Origin of the sequence: Wenxinia marina DSM 24838, from assembly GCF_000379485.1 — a bacterium.
GTDB classification, from domain to species: domain Bacteria; phylum Pseudomonadota; class Alphaproteobacteria; order Rhodobacterales; family Rhodobacteraceae; genus Wenxinia; species Wenxinia marina.
The window spans coordinates 82,963-98,792 of record NZ_KB902285.1; the positions used below are offsets into that span (position 1 = coordinate 82,963).

The following is a 15,830-nucleotide window of genomic DNA, read 5'->3' on the forward strand; positions in this document are numbered from 1 at the left end:
CGACCCGACCGGCGCACCGGCGCCGTACCGGCCTGCGCCCCGAGATACGGGTTGCGGAGCCGGAGCCGAATGGAGCCGGCGAGCGATCAGCTGGCAGGGCGATCAGTCACCGTGCGCGCGCTCGTCCAGCCATCGGTCGAGGTCGACCTGTGCGGCGTTGAGGGTCTCGACGTTGAGGATGCGGGTGCGGAGGGCCCGGTTCAATGCGCCGACCCGCTTGTTGAGGGCCGGCGCCGGGGTGCAGTCGCCGACGCCGAGCTTGTCGTAGAGACTGAGCAGCCGGTTCTGCACGGTGCGCAGCGACATGTTCCGCCGCTCCGCGATCAGCTTGTCGGGGAGGCCCAGGGCGAGGTCCACCAGCACGGCATACTCGCTGTCGTTCAGCGCGTTGTCCGGCGGGTCGGTGCGGCGCGACAGGGAGTGGAGCTGCCGGTCGACCATGATCTGGCCCTCGACCAGCACCGCGCGGAGCGCGAGCACCAGGCGCTCGCGGCTCGAGGTCTTGATGACGTAGCCGTAGGCACTGTCGTCGGGCACGATGCGCGAGATGCCGCGCAGGTACGCCTCGTCGGCATAGTTGGACCAGAACAGGATCCGCGTCCCGGGTCGCTCCTGCCAGATGGTCCGGGCGGCCTCGATACCGTTGCGGCGGGGCAGCTGGAGGTCCATGACGACGGCTTCGAAGCCCCCGGTGCGCCCCTCGGCCTCGCCGCGCGCCCCGTCGGTGGCGTGCAGCGTCTCGGTCACCTCGGGCAGCGTGTCCGAAATCGCATCCTGCAGGTAGCTCGCATGGAACTGGTCGTCCTCGACGATCAGGACTCTCATGATGCCGCCTCCGGCAGGGTCACCGTCACCGACGTGCCGTCGTTGCCCAGGATGTCGATGTCGGCGCCGATCAGGTCGGCGCGCGTGCGCATGTGGGCGAGGCCCGAAGGGGGAAGCTCCCCGGCCAGCGCCAGCCCGCGCCCGTCGTCCCGCACCGCGATCGTGAGACGGCCGCCCGCGTCGTGGCTGAGGACGACGGTGATCCGTGTCGCGCCGGAATGGCGGGCGGCGTTGTTGATCGCCTCCTGCGCGATGCGGAAGACGGCCGTCCGGGTCGTGGCGTCGAGCAGGTCGACGGCGCCGCCCGAGTCGTCCTGGACCTCCGTCGCCACGGCACGCTGGCCGACGGCGCGTTCGAGATGGACGCCGACTGCGTGCACGAAGCCGAAAAGCTCGAGGAGTGTCGGAACGGCCATGTCGATGATCCGCCGCAGGTCGCGGATGCAGTCGCTCAGCCGGTTCGCGAGGATCTCGCGGGGGAGGGCGGGCGACTCGTCGGAAACATCGCGCAGGAGCCGGGTGAGGTCGGCCAGCGTCTGGTCGTGGAGGTCCATGCCGATCCGCTGCCGCTCGGTCTCGAGCGCCTGCGTGAGTTCCAGCGCGCCCTGCCGCAGCCCTTCCTCCCGCGCCTTCGCGTCGGCGCCGACCCGGGCCGCGCGCTGGGCCTTCTCGCTGGAATGGAGCGCGTGGAAATAGGGGGCGAGAGCGTCCGCGAGATGGAAGGCCTCCGCAGCGACACGCTCGTCGTACAGGCCTTCGATGCTGTGCGAGAGGTTCAGCGTCCCGATGATCCGCCCCATCACCCGCATCGGCACGTTCACCCGGCTGCGCATCGCGTGGTTCAGGATCGGCTCGCAGCAGGCGCCGGGCCAGACGTAGCGCGGATCCTCCATCGCGTTGGCGGTGAGCATCAGGGACGTGCGCCCCAGCAGCAGGTCGCGCACCGGCGAGTAGTGGATCCGGGTCCGCATCCGCGACCAGCGGGTGCGGATGCCGACCTCGTAGCTGACCACCCAGCCGGGCGCGTCGATCAGGCAGATGTCGGCGTGGGTGAAGGGGATGATCTCCGCGATCTCGGTCGCGACGGCGGCGAGCGCGGAGCGCGGCTCGACCTCCTCGGCGAGGTGCGACGCGATCCGCAGGAACAGGTCCCGCCCCATCGACGGCTCCGTCGGCCGCCCCGTCGCCGGCTGCGCCACCTCGCGTCCTCCCCTTGCGCGTCTCCGCAAGTCTGCCCCCGGCGGCGGCCGCGGCAAACCCCCTTTCCCGCAGACGGCTTGCGGGAACCCGCACCAGATGTGCGGTTGCCCGGCTTTACAGGCGACATGGCGCACGAAACGATGGCGCAGGCGTTCGTGGAGGACGAGCGTCTCTTCGGGACAGCGCGACGGCGAAGGCCGCGCGCGGAGGGAGGATGACATGAGGATTTCCACCTGGCTCGGCGGGGCGGCGCTGTGCGCCGTCGCCGGTTCGGCGCTCGCCGAGGCGCACATGACCGACACGTCCGATGCGCGCATCGCGCTGTCGAACAACTACGCGGGCAACTCCTGGCGGCAGGCCATGCTGCAGAGCTGGGAGGACGTGACCGGCCCCGCGGTGGAGGAGGGCATCGTCGCCGCCGCCGACGCCTACACGACGTCCGAGAACCAGGCGACGGAGCAGGCCGCGCAGATCCAGAACATGATCCTGCAGGGCTACGACGCGATCGTCGTGAACGCCGCCTCGCCGACCGCGCTGAACGGCGCGGTGAAGGAGGCCTGCGACGCCGGCATCGTCGTCGTCAGCTTCGACGGCATCGTCACCGAGCCCTGCGCCTGGCGGATCGCCGTCGACTTCCACGAGATGGGCCGGCAGGAGGTGGAGTACCTCGCCTCGCGTCTGCCCGAGGGCGGCAACCTTCTGGAGATCCGCGGCCTCGCCGGCGTCTTCGTCGACGACGAGATCTCGGCCGGCATCCATGCCGGGATCGAGGAGTTCCCGCAGTTCGAGATTGCAGGGTCGGTGCACGGCGACTGGGCGCAGGACGTGGCGCAGAAGGCGGTCGCGGGCATCCTGCCCTCGCTGCCCGAGATCGTGGGCGTCGTGACGCAGGGCGGCGACGGCTACGGCGCGGCCGAGGCGATCCGCGCGGCAGGCCGCGACATGCCGATCATCGTGCTCGGCAACCGCCAGGACGAGATGCTGTGGTGGCAGCAGCAGCGCGACGAGAGCGGTTACGAGACCATCTCGCTGTCGATCGCGCCGGGCGTCAGCACGCTGGCCTTCTGGGTCGCGCAGCAGATCCTCGCGGGCGAGGAGGTGCCCAAGGACCTTACCGTGCCGTTCCTGACGGTGACGCAGGACACGCTGGACGAGACGCTGGCGAATACCCCCGAGGGGTCGGTCGCCAACGTGGAGTACAGCCTCGAGGACGCGCAGGCGGTGATCGCCGAAGCCCAGGGCGAGATGTAGCCCTGCATGACGACAAGCGCGGCGGACAAAGCCGCGCCGCTGGTCGCCCTGACCGACGCCCGGATGCAGTTCGGCGCGGTCAGGGCGCTCGACGGCGTGAGCCTCGAAATCCGGGCAGGGGAGTGCCTGGGGCTGGTCGGCCATAACGGGGCCGGCAAGTCCACGCTGGTGAACGTCGTCAACGCCGGGCTGACGCCGACGGGGGGATCGGTGTCGTTCCCCGCCTCCGGCGCGCCGAGCGCACGGGGTGCGGGCGTGCGCTCGGTCTTCCAGGAGCTGTCGCTCTGCCCGAACCTCACGGTCGCCGAGAACCTCAAGATCGCGCACGAGGGCCTGAAGGGCCTGCGCTGGCGCGGCGCCGCCAGGGCTGAGATCCGCGAGAGCCTCGACCGGGTCTTCCCCGGCCACGGCATCGACGCGGACGCCGAGGTCGACACCCTGTCCATCGCCCAGCGCCAGATGGTGGAGATCGCGATCGGCTTCGCGCCGCGCGGTCAGGCGGCGCAGCTGGTCATCCTGGACGAGCCGACCTCGTCGCTCGACGGCGGCATCGCGCAGCAGCTGCTGACCCACGTGCGCCGGTTCTGCGAGGCGGGCGGGGCGGTGATCTTCATCTCGCACATGCTGGGCGAGATCTTCGAGGTGGCCAGCCGCGTGATCGTGATGAAGGATGGCAAGGTGGTGGCCGACCGCCCCGCCGGGGAGTTCACCCGCAAGGGGCTGGTCGACGCGATGGGCCACGTCGCGCCCGAAGGGACCGGCGCCGCGGCCGCTGAGCGCCGGATCGGGGTCGAGGTCGTGCGCACGCCCGAGGGCCTGACGGCGCGGGAAGGCGAGATCGTCGGCCTGTCCGGCCTGGCCGGCCACGGACAGGCCGAGGCGCTGGCGCGGCTCTACCTCGACACCGCTTCGGCCTGGCGCCGGCCGGGCGCGGCGCGGATGGTCTTCGTCGCGGGCGACCGGGGGCGGGACGGCGTCCTGCCGCTCTGGTCGATCCTGCGCAACGTCAGCGTCTCGATCCTGCCCGAGATCGCGCGCCGCGGCCTCCTCGACCGCACGCGCGAGGCCGCGGTCGCTAAGGACTGGAAGCGGCGGATCGGCATCCGCACGGACGACGTCGCCAACCCGATCCTGTCGCTCTCGGGCGGCAACCAGCAGAAGGTGCTGTTCGCCCGCGCGCTCGCCTCCGCCGCTCCCGTCGTCGTGATGGACGATCCCATGCGCGGCGTGGACGTGGGCACCAAGCAGGACGTCTACGCGATGATCCGGGCCGAGGCGGCGAAGGGGCGGACGTTCCTGTGGTACTCGACCGAGACCGAGGAGGTGCGGCAATGCGACCGCGTCTTCGTGTTCCGCGACGGCGCGATCTCGGCCGAACTGACCGGCGCGGACATCACCGAGGAGAGGATCCTCGAGGCCAGCTTCGAGATGCAGGACGCCGGATGAACTTCCTCGCCCGCCACAGGATCGTCCTGCCGATCGTCTCGCTCGCCGTGCTGCTGGCCGCGACCTTCTGGATGCAGCCGCGCGCGATGAGCTATTTCGGCGTCAACCTGCTGTTCAATCTCGCGGTGCCGATCGCGCTGGCGACCATCGCGCAGATGCTGATCATCATGGTCAACGACATCGACCTCAGCACCGGCGCCTTCGTGAGCCTCGCCGCCTGTGTCACCGCCACGCTGCTGAACGACGCGCCCCTCTTCGGTGCGCTGGTGCTGGCGGGGCTGGTGCTGGCCTACGCGGTGCTGGGCGCGGTGATCCACGCGCTGGCGCTGCCGGCCATCGTGGTCACGCTCGGCATGTCCTTCGTCTGGGGCGGGCTGGCGCTGGTCCTGCTGCCCTCGCCGGGCGGCGCGAGCCCCGGCTGGATCCGGACGCTGATGACGGTGAAGCCGCCGCTGGTGCCGATGGCCGTGGTGGCGGCGATCCTGATCGCGGCGGTCACGCATCTTCTCGTAATCCGCTCAGGGATCGGAACGATGCTGCGGGGCGTCGGCGGCAACGCCCGCGCGGTGGCCCGCTCGGGGGGAAGCGTCATGCGGCTGAAGGCGCTGGCCTACGGGCTGGCCGGGCTGTTCAACGTGCTGGCCGGCATGGCGCTGGTCGGGCTCACGACCTCGGCGGACGCGAACATCGCGCTGCGCTACACGCTGCTGTCCATCGCGGGGGTGATCCTCGGCGGGGGAGAGTTCACCGGCGGCAAGGTCTCTCCCACCGGCGCGGTCATAGGGGCGCTGACCCTCACGCTCGCGGCGTCGTTCCTGAGCTTCCTGCGGCTCTCGCCGGACTGGCAGATCGGCGCGCAGGGCGCGATCCTGATCCTCGTCCTGACGGCGCGGCTGCTCTTCACCCGGCGGAGCGGGCCGGCATGAGCGCGCTGATCGCCCGCCCGTGGATCTGGTCCTGGCTCGCCGCGGCGCTGGCCTTCGCCCTCACCGTGTCGCTGACCGGCGGGCGCGGGGCGGGGGAGCTCGCCTACGCCGCGCTCAGCTTCGGCGCGTTCGCGGCGATCGTGGGGATGGGCCAGATGCTCGTCATCACGCTTGGGCCCGGCAATGTGGACCTCTCGATCCCTGCGACGATGACGCTCGCCGGGACGCTGGCGCTGAAGGCGATGGGCTCGGACCCTGGCACGGCGGCGATGGGGCTCGCCATCGCGCTGGCGGTGGGTCTCGGCGTCGGGCTCGCCAACTTCGCGCTGATATACCTGCTGCGCCTGCCGCCGATCATCGCCACTCTCGCGGCGTCGCTGATCTATCAGTCGCTGGCGATCTGGTCGAACCGCGGCCTGCGGATCAAGCCGCCCGAGGGGCTGGCCGATTTCTCCACCGGCCGCACGCTCGCGGTCCCGAACGTCGCCTGGGTCGGGCTCGCCATCGCGGTCGTCGTCTGGGTCGTGCTGGAGCGCTCGACCTGGGGCCGCTGGCTGATGGCCACGGGTCAGAACATGCGCGCGGCGCGCCTCGCCGGCGTGCCGGTCCAGCGGGTCCGTTTCGCAACCTACCTCGCCGTCGCCGTCCTCGCGGGGCTGACGGGCTACCTGTTGGCGAGCTTCTCCGGCGGAGCCGCGCTCAACATGGGGCAGGAATACCTGCTGATGTCCATCGCCGTCGTGGTGATCGGCGGATCCTCCATCGCGGGCGGCTACTCGAACGTGCCGGGCGTCTGGGGCGCGGCGCTCTTCATGTTCCTCGTGGTCTCGATGCTCAACTCCTACGGCGCGCCCGCGGGCCTGCGCCTCGTCCTGACCGGGACCATCATCATCGGCATCGTCATCGCGGCCAGCACCAGGAGGGTCCGGACGTGATAGAATCGCCGTCCCATCTCGACATCCGCGACGACCGCTTCCGGGCGCTGACACACCCGATGGCGCGGCTGGAGCGGATCGCCGAGGGCTTCACCTGGACCGAAGGTCCGGTCTGGTTCGGCGACCACGCTTGCCTGCTCTTCTCGGACATCCCCTCCCAGCGGATCATGCGCTGGTCCGAGGCCGAGGGCGTGAGCGTCTTCCGCCAGCCCTCGGGCTTCAACAACGGCAACACGCGCGATCGGCAGGGGCGGCTGATCGGTTGCCGCCACGGCTTCCGCGACGTGGTGCGGACGGAGGTCGACGGGTCGCTGACGGTGCTGGCCGACAGCTGGGACGGCAAGCGGCTGAACTCCCCGAACGACGTCGTGGTCTCGCGGGATGGCGCGGTCTGGTTCACCGACCCGACCTACGGCCGCATCTCGAACTTCGAGGGCCACCGCGAGGCGCCCGAGCAGGAGGCCCGCCACGTCTTCCGCATCGACCCCGATACGGGCGAGGTCGCGCCGGTCATCTCGGACTTCGTCCAGCCGAACGGTCTCTGCTTCTCTCGCGACGAGCGGCGGCTCTACATCGCGGAAAGCGGGTCCAGCCACGACGATTCCGTGCCCTCGATCATCCGGCAGTTCGACCTGGACGGCGGGGCGCTGAGGGATGCGGGCGTGTTCGCCGAGATCGACACGGGCCTGCCCGACGGCATCCGGATCGACGCGGAGGGCAACCTCTGGTCCTCGGCGGGCGACGGGGTCCATTGCTTCGCGCCGGACGGGACGCTGCTGGGCAAGATCCTCGTGCCCGAAACGGTGTCCAACCTCTGCTTCGGGGGCAGGGACGGCCACCGGCTGTTCATCACGGCGACGACCTCGGTCTATCGCGTCTTCGTCGACGTGGAGGGAGGCTGAGGCGACGGACGCCACATTGCAACGGGTCGCCTCGACCCATAGCCACGACCGCTCTCTTGCCGTCAGGCTCGGAACCTTACCAATCAGAACCGTGTCAGGGAGAAATCTGCCAGCCGGGCAGCCGGCGGACTGAAGCGGCGCATTCGACGCCGTGTCGTTTCCGGCGAAGCTGGCGCAGCTTCTGCGGCGCAGGTTCGAGGCGGGGGCTGGGCCGCTCACTACCCGCCGTTCCGCTCTGCTGCTGCGGCCCGGACGAGGTCGAGAAGCAGGCGCTGGGGCGGGGTCGGGATCCATCCCGTCCGGGTCGTCAGTCCGATGGGGCGGGGTCGGTCGCCGACGGTGACGTCGAGGCGCGTCATCAGGCCGTGGGCGACCTCGGCGGCGGACTGGGTGGTGGAGACGCAGCCGATAAGGTCCGAGCGGGCGAGAAGCTCGCGCATCATCAGGACGGAGCCGGTCTCGACGATCCCCGCTACAGGGCCGATGCCGGCGATCCAGGCGTCGAACTGCGCCCGCGCCGGCGCGCCGGGGCGGGGGAGGACCCAGCTGCGATCCGCAAGGTCGGAGGGCGCGACCCGCGCCAGCCGGGCCAGCGGGTGGTGGTTGCCGACGAGCAGGCTGAGGCCGTCGCGGAACAGTTCTTCCTGGGTGACGTCCGGCGCGGGCAGGGGATCGCGCAGGGCGCCGACGATGACGTCGACAGTGCCGCCGCGCAGGCCCGCCAGCAGCTCGTCGTAGCTGCCCTCGACGAGGCTCACCGCCTGGCCAGGCCGTGCCTGCCGGAACCTCGCCAGCGCCTCGGGCAACACCGCCGCCCGCGCCAGCGGGAGCGTGCCGAGGACGATGCGCCCATGGCTGCCGCCCCGCGCCTCGGCCAGCTCCGCCTCGGCCTGGTCGATTTCGGCGAAGGCGAGGCGCACCGCCCGGGCCAGCGCCTCCGCCGCACGCCGCGGCGCCAGACCGTGGGGCGTGCGGTCGAGGAGGGGCCGTCCCGCCGCGCGCTCCAGCTGGGTGATGGCGCGGTGAACTGTGGGCTGGGCGAGACCCAGCCGTTCCGCCGCGCGGGTGAAGCTGCGCGTCTCGGCCACCGCCGCGAGCGCGGTCAGCTGGCTCGTCGTCGCGACGGCCTCGAGCCGCGGGGCGACGGCGGCGAGGGCGGGCGACAGCAGGGCCAGGGCGCGGTCCACGCGGGCGGAGAGGAGGGCCCCGGCCTCGGTCGGCGCGAAACCGGCCGGCGTCCGGCGGAACAGCGGCTCCCCCGCCGCCGCCTCCAGCTTGGCCAGCGCCTGCGTCACGGCCGACTGGGTGACGAGGCAACGCTCGGCCGCCCGGGTGACCGAGCCGGTCGCGGCGGTGGCCGCGAAGACGCGCAGATGGCGCAGATTGCGCGGGATCACGGACGCTCCTCCCCGGACGGCGACATAGCCACAGCTAATGCGCCGGGCCGGATATTGAAATTGCCTGTGCGCGGCTCTGCGTGGGATGCAGTCCGCACTTAGGGAGGACGACAATGCCGAAGACCGCGCTCGTCATCTCCGCCCACGCGGCGGACTTCGTCTGGCGCTGCGGTGGCGCGATCGCGCTGCACGCCGAGAAGGGGTACGAGGTCACCGTCCTCTGCCTCTCGTTCGGTGAGCGCGGCGAGAGCGCCAAGCTGTGGAAGCAGGAGGGCATGACCCTGGACCGCGTCAAGGACGCCCGCCGGGCCGAGGCCGAGCGGGCGGCCGAGGCGCTCGGCGTCCACGACCTCGTCTGCCTCGACCTCGGGGATTACCCGCTGGAGCTGACCCGCGCCGACAAGGACCGCGTGGTGGAGGTGCTCCGCCGCGTGCAGCCGTCCTTCATGCTCAGCCATTCGCAGTACGACCCCTACAACACCGACCATTCCTATGCGACGCAGGTGGCGCTGGAATGCCGGATGATCGCCCAGGCCTGGGGCCACGAGCCGGGACAGAAGGTCCTCGGCGCGCCGCAGCTGTACCTGTTCGAGCCGCACCAGACCGAGCAGATGGGATGGAAGCCGGACACGTTCCTCGACATCACGCCGGTGTGGGACCGCAAGCGCGCCGCCATCGAGTGCATGGAAGGGCAGGAGCATCTGTGGGACTACTACACCCGCGTCGCGCAGAACCGCGCGAACCACTTCAAGCGCAATTCCGGCGGCCAGTCCGGCGGGCGCGACTGCAGGTACGCAGAAGGCTTCCAGTCGATCTTCCCGCGCACCGTGGACGAGCTGTAGACGGGCCGCGCCCGACGGACGGAGACATCTGATGACCGAACCGACCATGCCCGTGGCCGACCTCGCCCATCTCGGCCATGTCGAGGTGCTGACCGATCGCTACGACGAGAGCCTCGATTTCTTCACCCGCGTCTACGGCCTGAAACTGTCGGCCGAGGAGGGCGACAGCGCCTATCTGCGGGCGTGGGAGGATTACGAGTTCTGCTCGCTCAAGCTGACGCGGGCCGAGACGACGGGCATCGGCCATATCGGCTACCGCGTCGCCTCGCCCGCCGCTTTGGAGCGGCGCGTGGCGGCGATCGAGGCGTCGGACTACAAGGTGCACGGCTGGACCGACGGCGACCTCTCCCACGGCCGCGCGTTCCGGTTCGAGGATCCGTTCGGCCATGTGTTCGAGCTCTACTGGGACACGGTGAAGTACAAGGCGCCGCCCGAGGACGCCTCGGCGCTGAAGAACCTCTCCAGCCGCTACCACGCGCAGGGGATCAGCCCGCGCCGGATCGACCACGTGAACCTGCTGGGCGAGGACGTGCGGGAGTTCAAGCGCTTCGTCGATACCTGCCTCGGCATCCGCTGCACCGAGTACATCCAGCTGGACAACGGACGGATGGGGGGCTGCTGGTTCAGCTGCAACAACAAGACCTACGACCTCGTCTGCTCGGAGGAGCGGGGCGGCGGCAACGGGCGGTTGCACCACGTGACCTTCGCCACCGACACGCGCGAGGACATCCTGCGGGCGGCGGACATCTACCTCGAGAACGGCGTCCATATCGAGACCGGGCCGCACAAGCACGCGATCCAGGGATCGTTCTTCCTGTATGCGTGGGAGCCGGCGGGCAACCGGATCGAGCTGGCCAACGCCGGCGCGCGGCTGATCCTCGATCCCAGCTGGGAGCCGGTGGTCTGGACCGAGGCGGACCGCAAGAAGGGCCAGGCCTGGGGCCTCAAGACGATCGAGACCTTCCACACCCACGGCACGCCCCCCGTCGAACGGTAGCGCGACCGCTCCACAACCCTGCCGTGTCCGGAAATGGTGCGCGGCCCGTCCCTGTTCCGCCGCAATCTTCACCCACCCTCCCGGTGTCACGAACACCTTGGAGGATGGGCGGGGTGCTGAATTTGCTGATGCGGGCCCTGAGCCTGTCGCCGGTGATCCTGTTCGGGCTGGCCGCGCTGATCGGCGGGGCGGGCGTCTGGGCCGAGATGCAGGTCCGCGACGGCAACGCGCGGCGTCTTGCGGCGCTGAACGCCGGGCCGCCGCCGATCATCGACATCGCGCAGTACGACGCGGCCGTCGACGGCCGGCCGTTCGAAGAGGTGTACCTGCGGGTCCAGCTCGACTTCGCCCTGGACTACGAACTCACGCTCGAGCGGCGCCGGGGGCCGGACCTGCACGCCTACATGATCCCGATCTACGGCGAGCGGGCGATGGCGGGGGATGCCCCGCTGGGAGTGCTGTTCTACGACCGGCCCGGTCAGGCGCCGGACGAGGTCGACCCGCTGACCCTGTTCGAGGAGGCCAAGGGCATCGGCGCGATCGGCCCCGTCCTCGCGATCAACGGCGACGACCGCGGCCTCGGCCGGTGGAGCGGGATCGTCGCCGACGCGCTGCGCGATCACGGCCTGCAGCTGCCGCCGGACGCGGTGATCCTGCGGCCCTTCGACGGTGGCCGCGCCGCGGGGCTGGCGCCGACCCCGCTGTGGGTGACGGGGATGCTGTTCTGGGCCGTCGCGGCATTCTTCGTCCTCTTCGCCGTCGCCCGGATCGTCATCGGCCGCAGCGTCCGGGCCGAGCAGGGCGGGACCGTCCGCCCCGCGACCCCGGCCGTCGCACCGGCCGAGGCGATCCGCCGCCCGACCTACTACGAGGTCCCGCAGTCGCAGGAGGCGCCGGTGGCCGAGTGGCAGCGGCGCCTCGCGGCGAAGACCAGGGCCGGTACCATCGGCGCGAACCGGCTGGTTCCCGGCGGCGGGGCCGACGACGTGTCACGTGACCGGCGGCTCTTCCGCCGCGCCTCGCCGCGGGCCCGGATGCCGCAGGGCGGCATGCGCGTCAGCTCGATCCTCGTGGCCGCTCTCTTCGGGATGTTCGTCCTCATCGCCGTCGCCGGCTCGATGTCCTCGGGAGAGGGCGTGAAGGGCGCGATCACCGTCAGTTTCACCGAGGCGATCGCCGAACTGCCGATCGAGGGCCAGCAACGCTTCGTCGCCGCAGGGGTCGCGACGTACGCCGATCTGGCGCAGGCCAGTGCCCGCGCGGCCGCGGAGGAACGGCTCGACACCGTGCTGATCGACCTCACGCCCGTCGCCGCCTGGCTGCTGACGAAGGGCTGGGCGGCCTATACCGGGGACGCGATGGCGCTGCTTCAGCTGGCCGTCGCGGTCGGCGCGCCGTTCGCCGCCCTCTTCGTCGCCTTGATCTACGTGCGGCTGCGGCGCGCCTTCACGCCGAAGGTCACCGGCCGCATCGGGTCGATGGGGATCAACTAGAAGTCGACGGTCACGCCCGGCAGCTCCAGCGCGCGGACCAGATCCCGCAGCTCCTGCCGGGCCGCCACGTTCGAGATGTTCAGCTTCTCCACGCCCACGTCCCGCAGGTCGAGAAGCGTCAGGCCCCGCGGGAACAGCTCGCGGAAGATCACCCTCTCGTTGAAGCCGGGGGCCGAGCGGAAGCCGATGCGTTTGGACAGCTTGCCGAGCGCGGCCTCCATCTTCTGCTTGTTGACCATCGCCTGCGCGCCGACGCGGTTGCGCACCACGACCCAGTCGATCGGCTCCAGCCCCGCCTGCGAGCGCAGCTGCCGGGCGTTCCAGACCATCTCGGAATAGACGGACGGGCCGCGGATCGTCTCGCCGTCGGTGTCGATGCGCGCGAGCAGGTCGAAGTCGATGAAGCTGTCGTTCAGCGGCGTGACCAGAGTGTCGGCGAGGGAATGCGCCACCTGGCTGAGCCGGGTGTGGCTGCCGGGGCAGTCGATCAGGATGAAGTCGCTGTCCGGTTCCAGCCCCGCGACGGCCGCCGACAGGCGATGGTCGAGCGCGTTCTCGCCCGGCGCCAGCGCCGCCTGGTCGATCTCGGGCAGATCGAGGAAGACGGGCGACGGCAGATCGAGCCCCTCGGAGGCGAGGTAACGCTTGCGGTTCTCCAGGTACCGGGCCAGCGTCTTCTGCCGCAGGTCGAGGTCCAGGCAGCCGATCTTGTGCCCCATCCGCGCCAGCGCGGTCGCGATGTGCATCGAGACGGTGGACTTGCCCGCGCCGCCCTTCTCGTTTCCCACGACGATGATGTGCGCCACTGCCCGGCCCCATTCTTGTTGCGGCCACTATATGTTGAGATTGCCGAGCGGGGAAGGCCGAGCGTCCCGGTCCGTGCGACTGTCCATGAGACTGTGTTCACGCTACCGTGACCGCGGACTTCACCAACCCCGGGACGACCCTCATGACCGATCTCCATCGCGCCGGCGGCCTCGCCGCCCTCGTCTGCGCCGCCACATACATCTTCGGGTTCGCGTTCCTCTTCGCGGTTCTCCTGCCGGCGGGGTTCGGTATCGACGGCGCCGAGGCCGAGGCCACCCTGGCTGCAATCGCCGGGGCGCGGGGCGCGGTGACGCTGTGGTACTTCGTGATCTACGTGGTGAACGCGCTCGCCCTCGCGATCCTCGCTGCCGCGCTGGCCGAGCGGATCGCGATAGCCTCGCCTGCTCTGGGGCGGCTGACCTTCGGCTTCGGCATCGTCTGGACGGTGCTGGTCCTCGGCGCCGGGATGGTGATGAACGTCGGTCTGGGCCGGGTCCTGCCGCTGCACGAAGCCGGCGATCCCGCGGCGCTGGAGCTGTGGCGGGTCGTCGATCTGGTGGAGAACGGCCTCGGCGGCGGCAACGAGATCGCCGGCGGCGCCTGGGCGCTGGCGCTGGGCATCGCGGGTCTCGTCACCGGGCGGCTGCCGAAGGCGCTGTGCTGGGGCGGTCTCGTCATCGGCGCCTCGGGCCTGCTGACGGTCCTGCCGGGGATCGGCGAGGTGCCCGGGGCGGTGTTCGGCCTCGGCTACATCGTCTGGTTCCTCGGCGCGGGCGTGGTGCTGCTGCGTGGCCGGTCGGCCCGGTCCGGCGCGCCGGCCTAGACGCCCCGATCCTCCGCCAGCCCGAGGCGGCGCTGCGCCTCCGGCCCCGGCTCGATGCTCTCGGCCCAGCCAGACCAGTCGCCGCCGGCGCCCATGTAGCCGCTGTAGAGCTTCGCCACGAGGCGGCGGTCGGCGGCGATCTCGTCCCACGCCATCCCGCGCAACTCGGGATGGCGCTGCCGCAGCTGCTCGAGGATCGCCGCGACGCCCCAGCGGGCGAGGCCGGGCTGCTCGGCGAAATAGGCGAGGGCCTGCAGGACGTGCTCCTCCGGCGCGCCCTCGACCACCAGATAACCGTTCTCGACCGCCCACGGCAGCAGCGACTCGATCGTGCTCGCCTTGATCCGGTAGGGCCCGACCGACAGGTCCAGCCGGTAGGTCAGGCCGGGGCCGAGGAAGGTGAGCAGGTCCTGCGCCTCCTCGGACCAGACGAGGAGCAGGCCGCGGTCCGAGTAGTAGCCCGCCTCGGCCTCGCGCACCGCGGCGAGGATCTCGGCCGGGACCTCGGGGTAGACGAGGCGGAAGTCGATGGCGGCGAGCCAGCGGGCCCGCTCGTTCAGGTAGGCCCCCGTGGCGACGGAGCCGGCGAGCGCGGCGATCAGCGCGGTGAGGACGAGGCGGGCGGGCATGGCGGCACTCCGGTGCGGCCCGACCATGTCGCGCCGGCGCCCCGGCTGCAAAGCAAAAACGCCGCCCCGGGAGGGGCGGCGTCCGGCCGGTCGGCGCGGGCGCGTCGGCTCAGAAGCCGAGGCCGGCGTACTTGTTCTTGAACTTCGACACGCGGCCCCCGGTGTCGAGGAGGCGCGACTGGGCGCCGGTCCAGGCCGGGTGCGACAGCGGGTCGATGTCGAGCGACAGTGTGTCGCCTTCCTTGCCCCAGGTCGACTTCATCTGCACGACGGTGCCGTCGGTCATCTTGACGTCGATCAGGTGGTACTGCGGATGGATGTCGGTTTTCATCGGTACGATCCTCAGGCCTCGGCGCCCGCTTTGGGCTTGTAGTTGCTGTCCTCGGTGATCCGGGCGGATTTGCCGCGGCGGGCACGAAGGTAGTACAGCTTGGCGCGGCGGACCTTGCCGCGGCGGACCACCTCGATCGAATCGATGTTGGTCGAATAGAGCGGGAAGACACGCTCGACACCCTCGCCGAACGAGATCTTGCGGACGGTGAACGATCCGGCGATGCCGCGGCCGTGCTTGCGCGAGATGCAGACGCCCTCGTAGGCCTGCACGCGGGTGCGGGTGCCCTCGGTCACCTTGTAGCCGACGCGCACGGTGTCGCCGGGCTTGAAGTCGGGAATCTGCTTCCCGAGGGAGGCGATCTGTTCCGCCTCGAGTTCTGCGATCAGGTCCATCGACCGATCTCCTGTCTGTTGCGCGGTTTTCCCGCGGGTGATGTCCCGACGCCGTGGCCGGCGCGGCTGTTCTTTACTCGCAAAGCAGAGCGCCCCGGACGGGCCGGGGCGATGCGTGGCGCGCTGTTAGACCGAACGGGCGCGTGACGCAAGGGGGAGGCGGGGGCGCATGCCTCCCTGGCGACCCGCCCCGGCCTTGAGCCGGGGCCTCGCGCATTCTGGCGCGTCGCCGCGTCGGGCCCCGGCCCCAGGACCAATACGGAGGATTTGCGGGCGACGCATGCGCCTTGCAACCCAGGTCACCCGCCCCGGGCTTGACCCGGGGCCTCGCCCGGCAGGCGCGTCGCCGCATCGGGGCCCCTGTCTAACGAAATCATGTCAATGTGCTGGTGGCGGACGGCATCCCGTGAGGTCCCAGGGCTTGGAGCCCGCGAGCCGGCGCGGGAGCCGTCCGCCTTTGGATCGTCAACCTGAACAGTTGCTTGGGGCTGCGTGACCAGACCCCGCACCGACAGGGACAGGAGAAGATCATGACAGAAGAGTGCATCGGCGTCGACGTCTCGAAGCGGTGGATCGACGTGCATCATCCGCAGACCGGACCGGCCCGTCTGGCCACCGAGCCCAAGGTCCT

The 15,830-nt window shown here is 70.8% G+C and carries 16 protein-coding genes; 9 read left to right on the top strand and 7 right to left on the bottom strand.

The window, feature by feature from the left end:
• Positions 1-102: 102 nt before the first annotated feature.
• Together A37W_RS0108250 and A37W_RS0108255 are read right to left on the bottom strand one after the other, a co-directional pair.
• Entirely contained in the window at positions 103-825 is a 723-nt protein-coding gene (locus A37W_RS0108250; protein ID WP_018302561.1) for a response regulator transcription factor, read from the bottom strand.
• The gene (locus tag A37W_RS0108255) at positions 822-2,024 is read right to left on the bottom strand and encodes a sensor histidine kinase (RefSeq protein WP_018302562.1); all 1,203 of its coding nucleotides are present in this window, start codon (positions 2,022-2,024) and stop codon (positions 822-824) included. Before A37W_RS0108255 ends, A37W_RS0108250 begins: the two co-directional genes overlap by 4 nt.
• A 220-nt stretch (positions 2,025-2,244) precedes the next feature.
• Between A37W_RS0108255 and A37W_RS0108260 the strand changes: the two genes are divergently transcribed.
• Genes A37W_RS0108260 through A37W_RS0108280 form a run of 5 tightly spaced genes read left to right on the top strand, consistent with a single transcriptional unit; the run spans position 2,245 to position 7,485 of the window.
• The gene (locus A37W_RS0108260; RefSeq protein WP_018302563.1) at positions 2,245-3,276 is read left to right on the top strand and encodes an ABC transporter substrate-binding protein; all 1,032 of its coding nucleotides are present in this window, start codon (positions 2,245-2,247) and stop codon (positions 3,274-3,276) included.
• A 6-nt stretch (positions 3,277-3,282) separates the two neighbouring features.
• Entirely contained in the window at positions 3,283-4,722 is a 1,440-nt protein-coding gene (locus A37W_RS0108265) for a sugar ABC transporter ATP-binding protein (RefSeq protein WP_018302564.1), read from the top strand.
• The gene (locus A37W_RS0108270; protein ID WP_018302565.1) at positions 4,719-5,648 is read left to right on the top strand and encodes an ABC transporter permease; all 930 of its coding nucleotides are present in this window, start codon (positions 4,719-4,721) and stop codon (positions 5,646-5,648) included. Before A37W_RS0108265 ends, A37W_RS0108270 begins: the two co-directional genes overlap by 4 nt.
• Complete coding sequence (locus A37W_RS0108275) at positions 5,645-6,583, top strand: ABC transporter permease (protein ID WP_018302566.1); 939 nt, start codon at positions 5,645-5,647, stop codon at positions 6,581-6,583. Before A37W_RS0108270 ends, A37W_RS0108275 begins: the two co-directional genes overlap by 4 nt.
• Positions 6,580-7,485, top strand: a complete 906-nt coding sequence (locus A37W_RS0108280) for an SMP-30/gluconolactonase/LRE family protein (RefSeq protein ID WP_018302567.1) — start codon at positions 6,580-6,582, stop codon at positions 7,483-7,485. The genes A37W_RS0108275 and A37W_RS0108280 overlap by 4 nt, the downstream gene beginning before the upstream one ends.
• A 218-nt stretch (positions 7,486-7,703) precedes the next feature.
• Here the strand turns inward: A37W_RS0108280 and A37W_RS0108285 are convergent, their stop codons facing one another.
• Positions 7,704-8,882 (bottom strand): LysR family transcriptional regulator, encoded by a 1,179-nt coding sequence (locus A37W_RS0108285; RefSeq protein WP_018302568.1) that lies wholly within the window; start codon positions 8,880-8,882, stop codon positions 7,704-7,706.
• A 113-nt stretch (positions 8,883-8,995) separates the two neighbouring features.
• Here A37W_RS0108285 and A37W_RS0108290 point away from each other — a divergent pair, with 113 nt between their 5' ends.
• The 3 genes from A37W_RS0108290 (at position 8,996) to A37W_RS0108300 (ending at position 12,214) form a co-directional block, all read left to right on the top strand.
• Positions 8,996-9,724 (top strand): PIG-L deacetylase family protein, encoded by a 729-nt coding sequence (locus A37W_RS0108290; protein ID WP_018302569.1) that lies wholly within the window; start codon positions 8,996-8,998, stop codon positions 9,722-9,724.
• A gap of 31 nt (positions 9,725-9,755) precedes the next feature.
• A complete protein-coding gene (locus tag A37W_RS0108295; RefSeq protein ID WP_018302570.1) occupies positions 9,756-10,721 on the top strand; it encodes a VOC family protein in 966 nt (321 codons plus the stop codon).
• A 113-nt stretch (positions 10,722-10,834) separates the two neighbouring features.
• Complete coding sequence (locus A37W_RS0108300) at positions 10,835-12,214, top strand: hypothetical protein (protein WP_018302571.1); 1,380 nt, start codon at positions 10,835-10,837, stop codon at positions 12,212-12,214.
• On the opposite strand, the gene A37W_RS0108305 is transcribed toward A37W_RS0108300, so the two are convergent.
• On the bottom strand, positions 12,211-13,020 hold the full coding sequence (locus A37W_RS0108305; RefSeq protein ID WP_018302572.1) for a division plane positioning ATPase MipZ: 810 nt from the start codon (positions 13,018-13,020) through the stop codon (positions 12,211-12,213). The two genes, A37W_RS0108300 and A37W_RS0108305, sit on opposite strands and share 4 nt — an antisense overlap.
• Before the next feature lie 143 nt (positions 13,021-13,163).
• On the opposite strand from A37W_RS0108305, the gene A37W_RS0108310 reads away from it, so the two are divergent.
• Positions 13,164-13,844, top strand: a complete 681-nt coding sequence (locus tag A37W_RS0108310; protein WP_018302573.1) for a DUF4386 family protein — start codon at positions 13,164-13,166, stop codon at positions 13,842-13,844.
• On the opposite strand, the gene A37W_RS21260 is transcribed toward A37W_RS0108310, so the two are convergent.
• The 3 genes from A37W_RS21260 to rplS all read right to left on the bottom strand — a co-directional run bounded on the left by A37W_RS21260 (position 13,841) and on the right by rplS (position 15,199).
• Positions 13,841-14,473: a hypothetical protein gene (locus A37W_RS21260; RefSeq protein WP_018302574.1), complete on the bottom strand. Its 633-nt coding sequence runs from the start codon at positions 14,471-14,473 to the stop codon at positions 13,841-13,843. The two genes, A37W_RS0108310 and A37W_RS21260, sit on opposite strands and share 4 nt — an antisense overlap.
• A gap of 109 nt (positions 14,474-14,582) precedes the next feature.
• Positions 14,583-14,804 carry a 50S ribosomal protein L31 gene (rpmE, locus tag A37W_RS0108320; protein ID WP_018302575.1) on the bottom strand — a complete coding sequence of 74 codons (222 nt, stop codon included), beginning with the start codon at positions 14,802-14,804 and terminating at the stop codon, positions 14,583-14,585.
• An 11-nt stretch (positions 14,805-14,815) separates the two neighbouring features.
• Positions 14,816-15,199, bottom strand: coding sequence for a 50S ribosomal protein L19 (rplS, locus tag A37W_RS0108325; protein ID WP_018302576.1), 384 nt, complete (start codon positions 15,197-15,199; stop codon positions 14,816-14,818).
• Between the last annotated feature and the right edge of the window lie 631 nt (positions 15,200-15,830).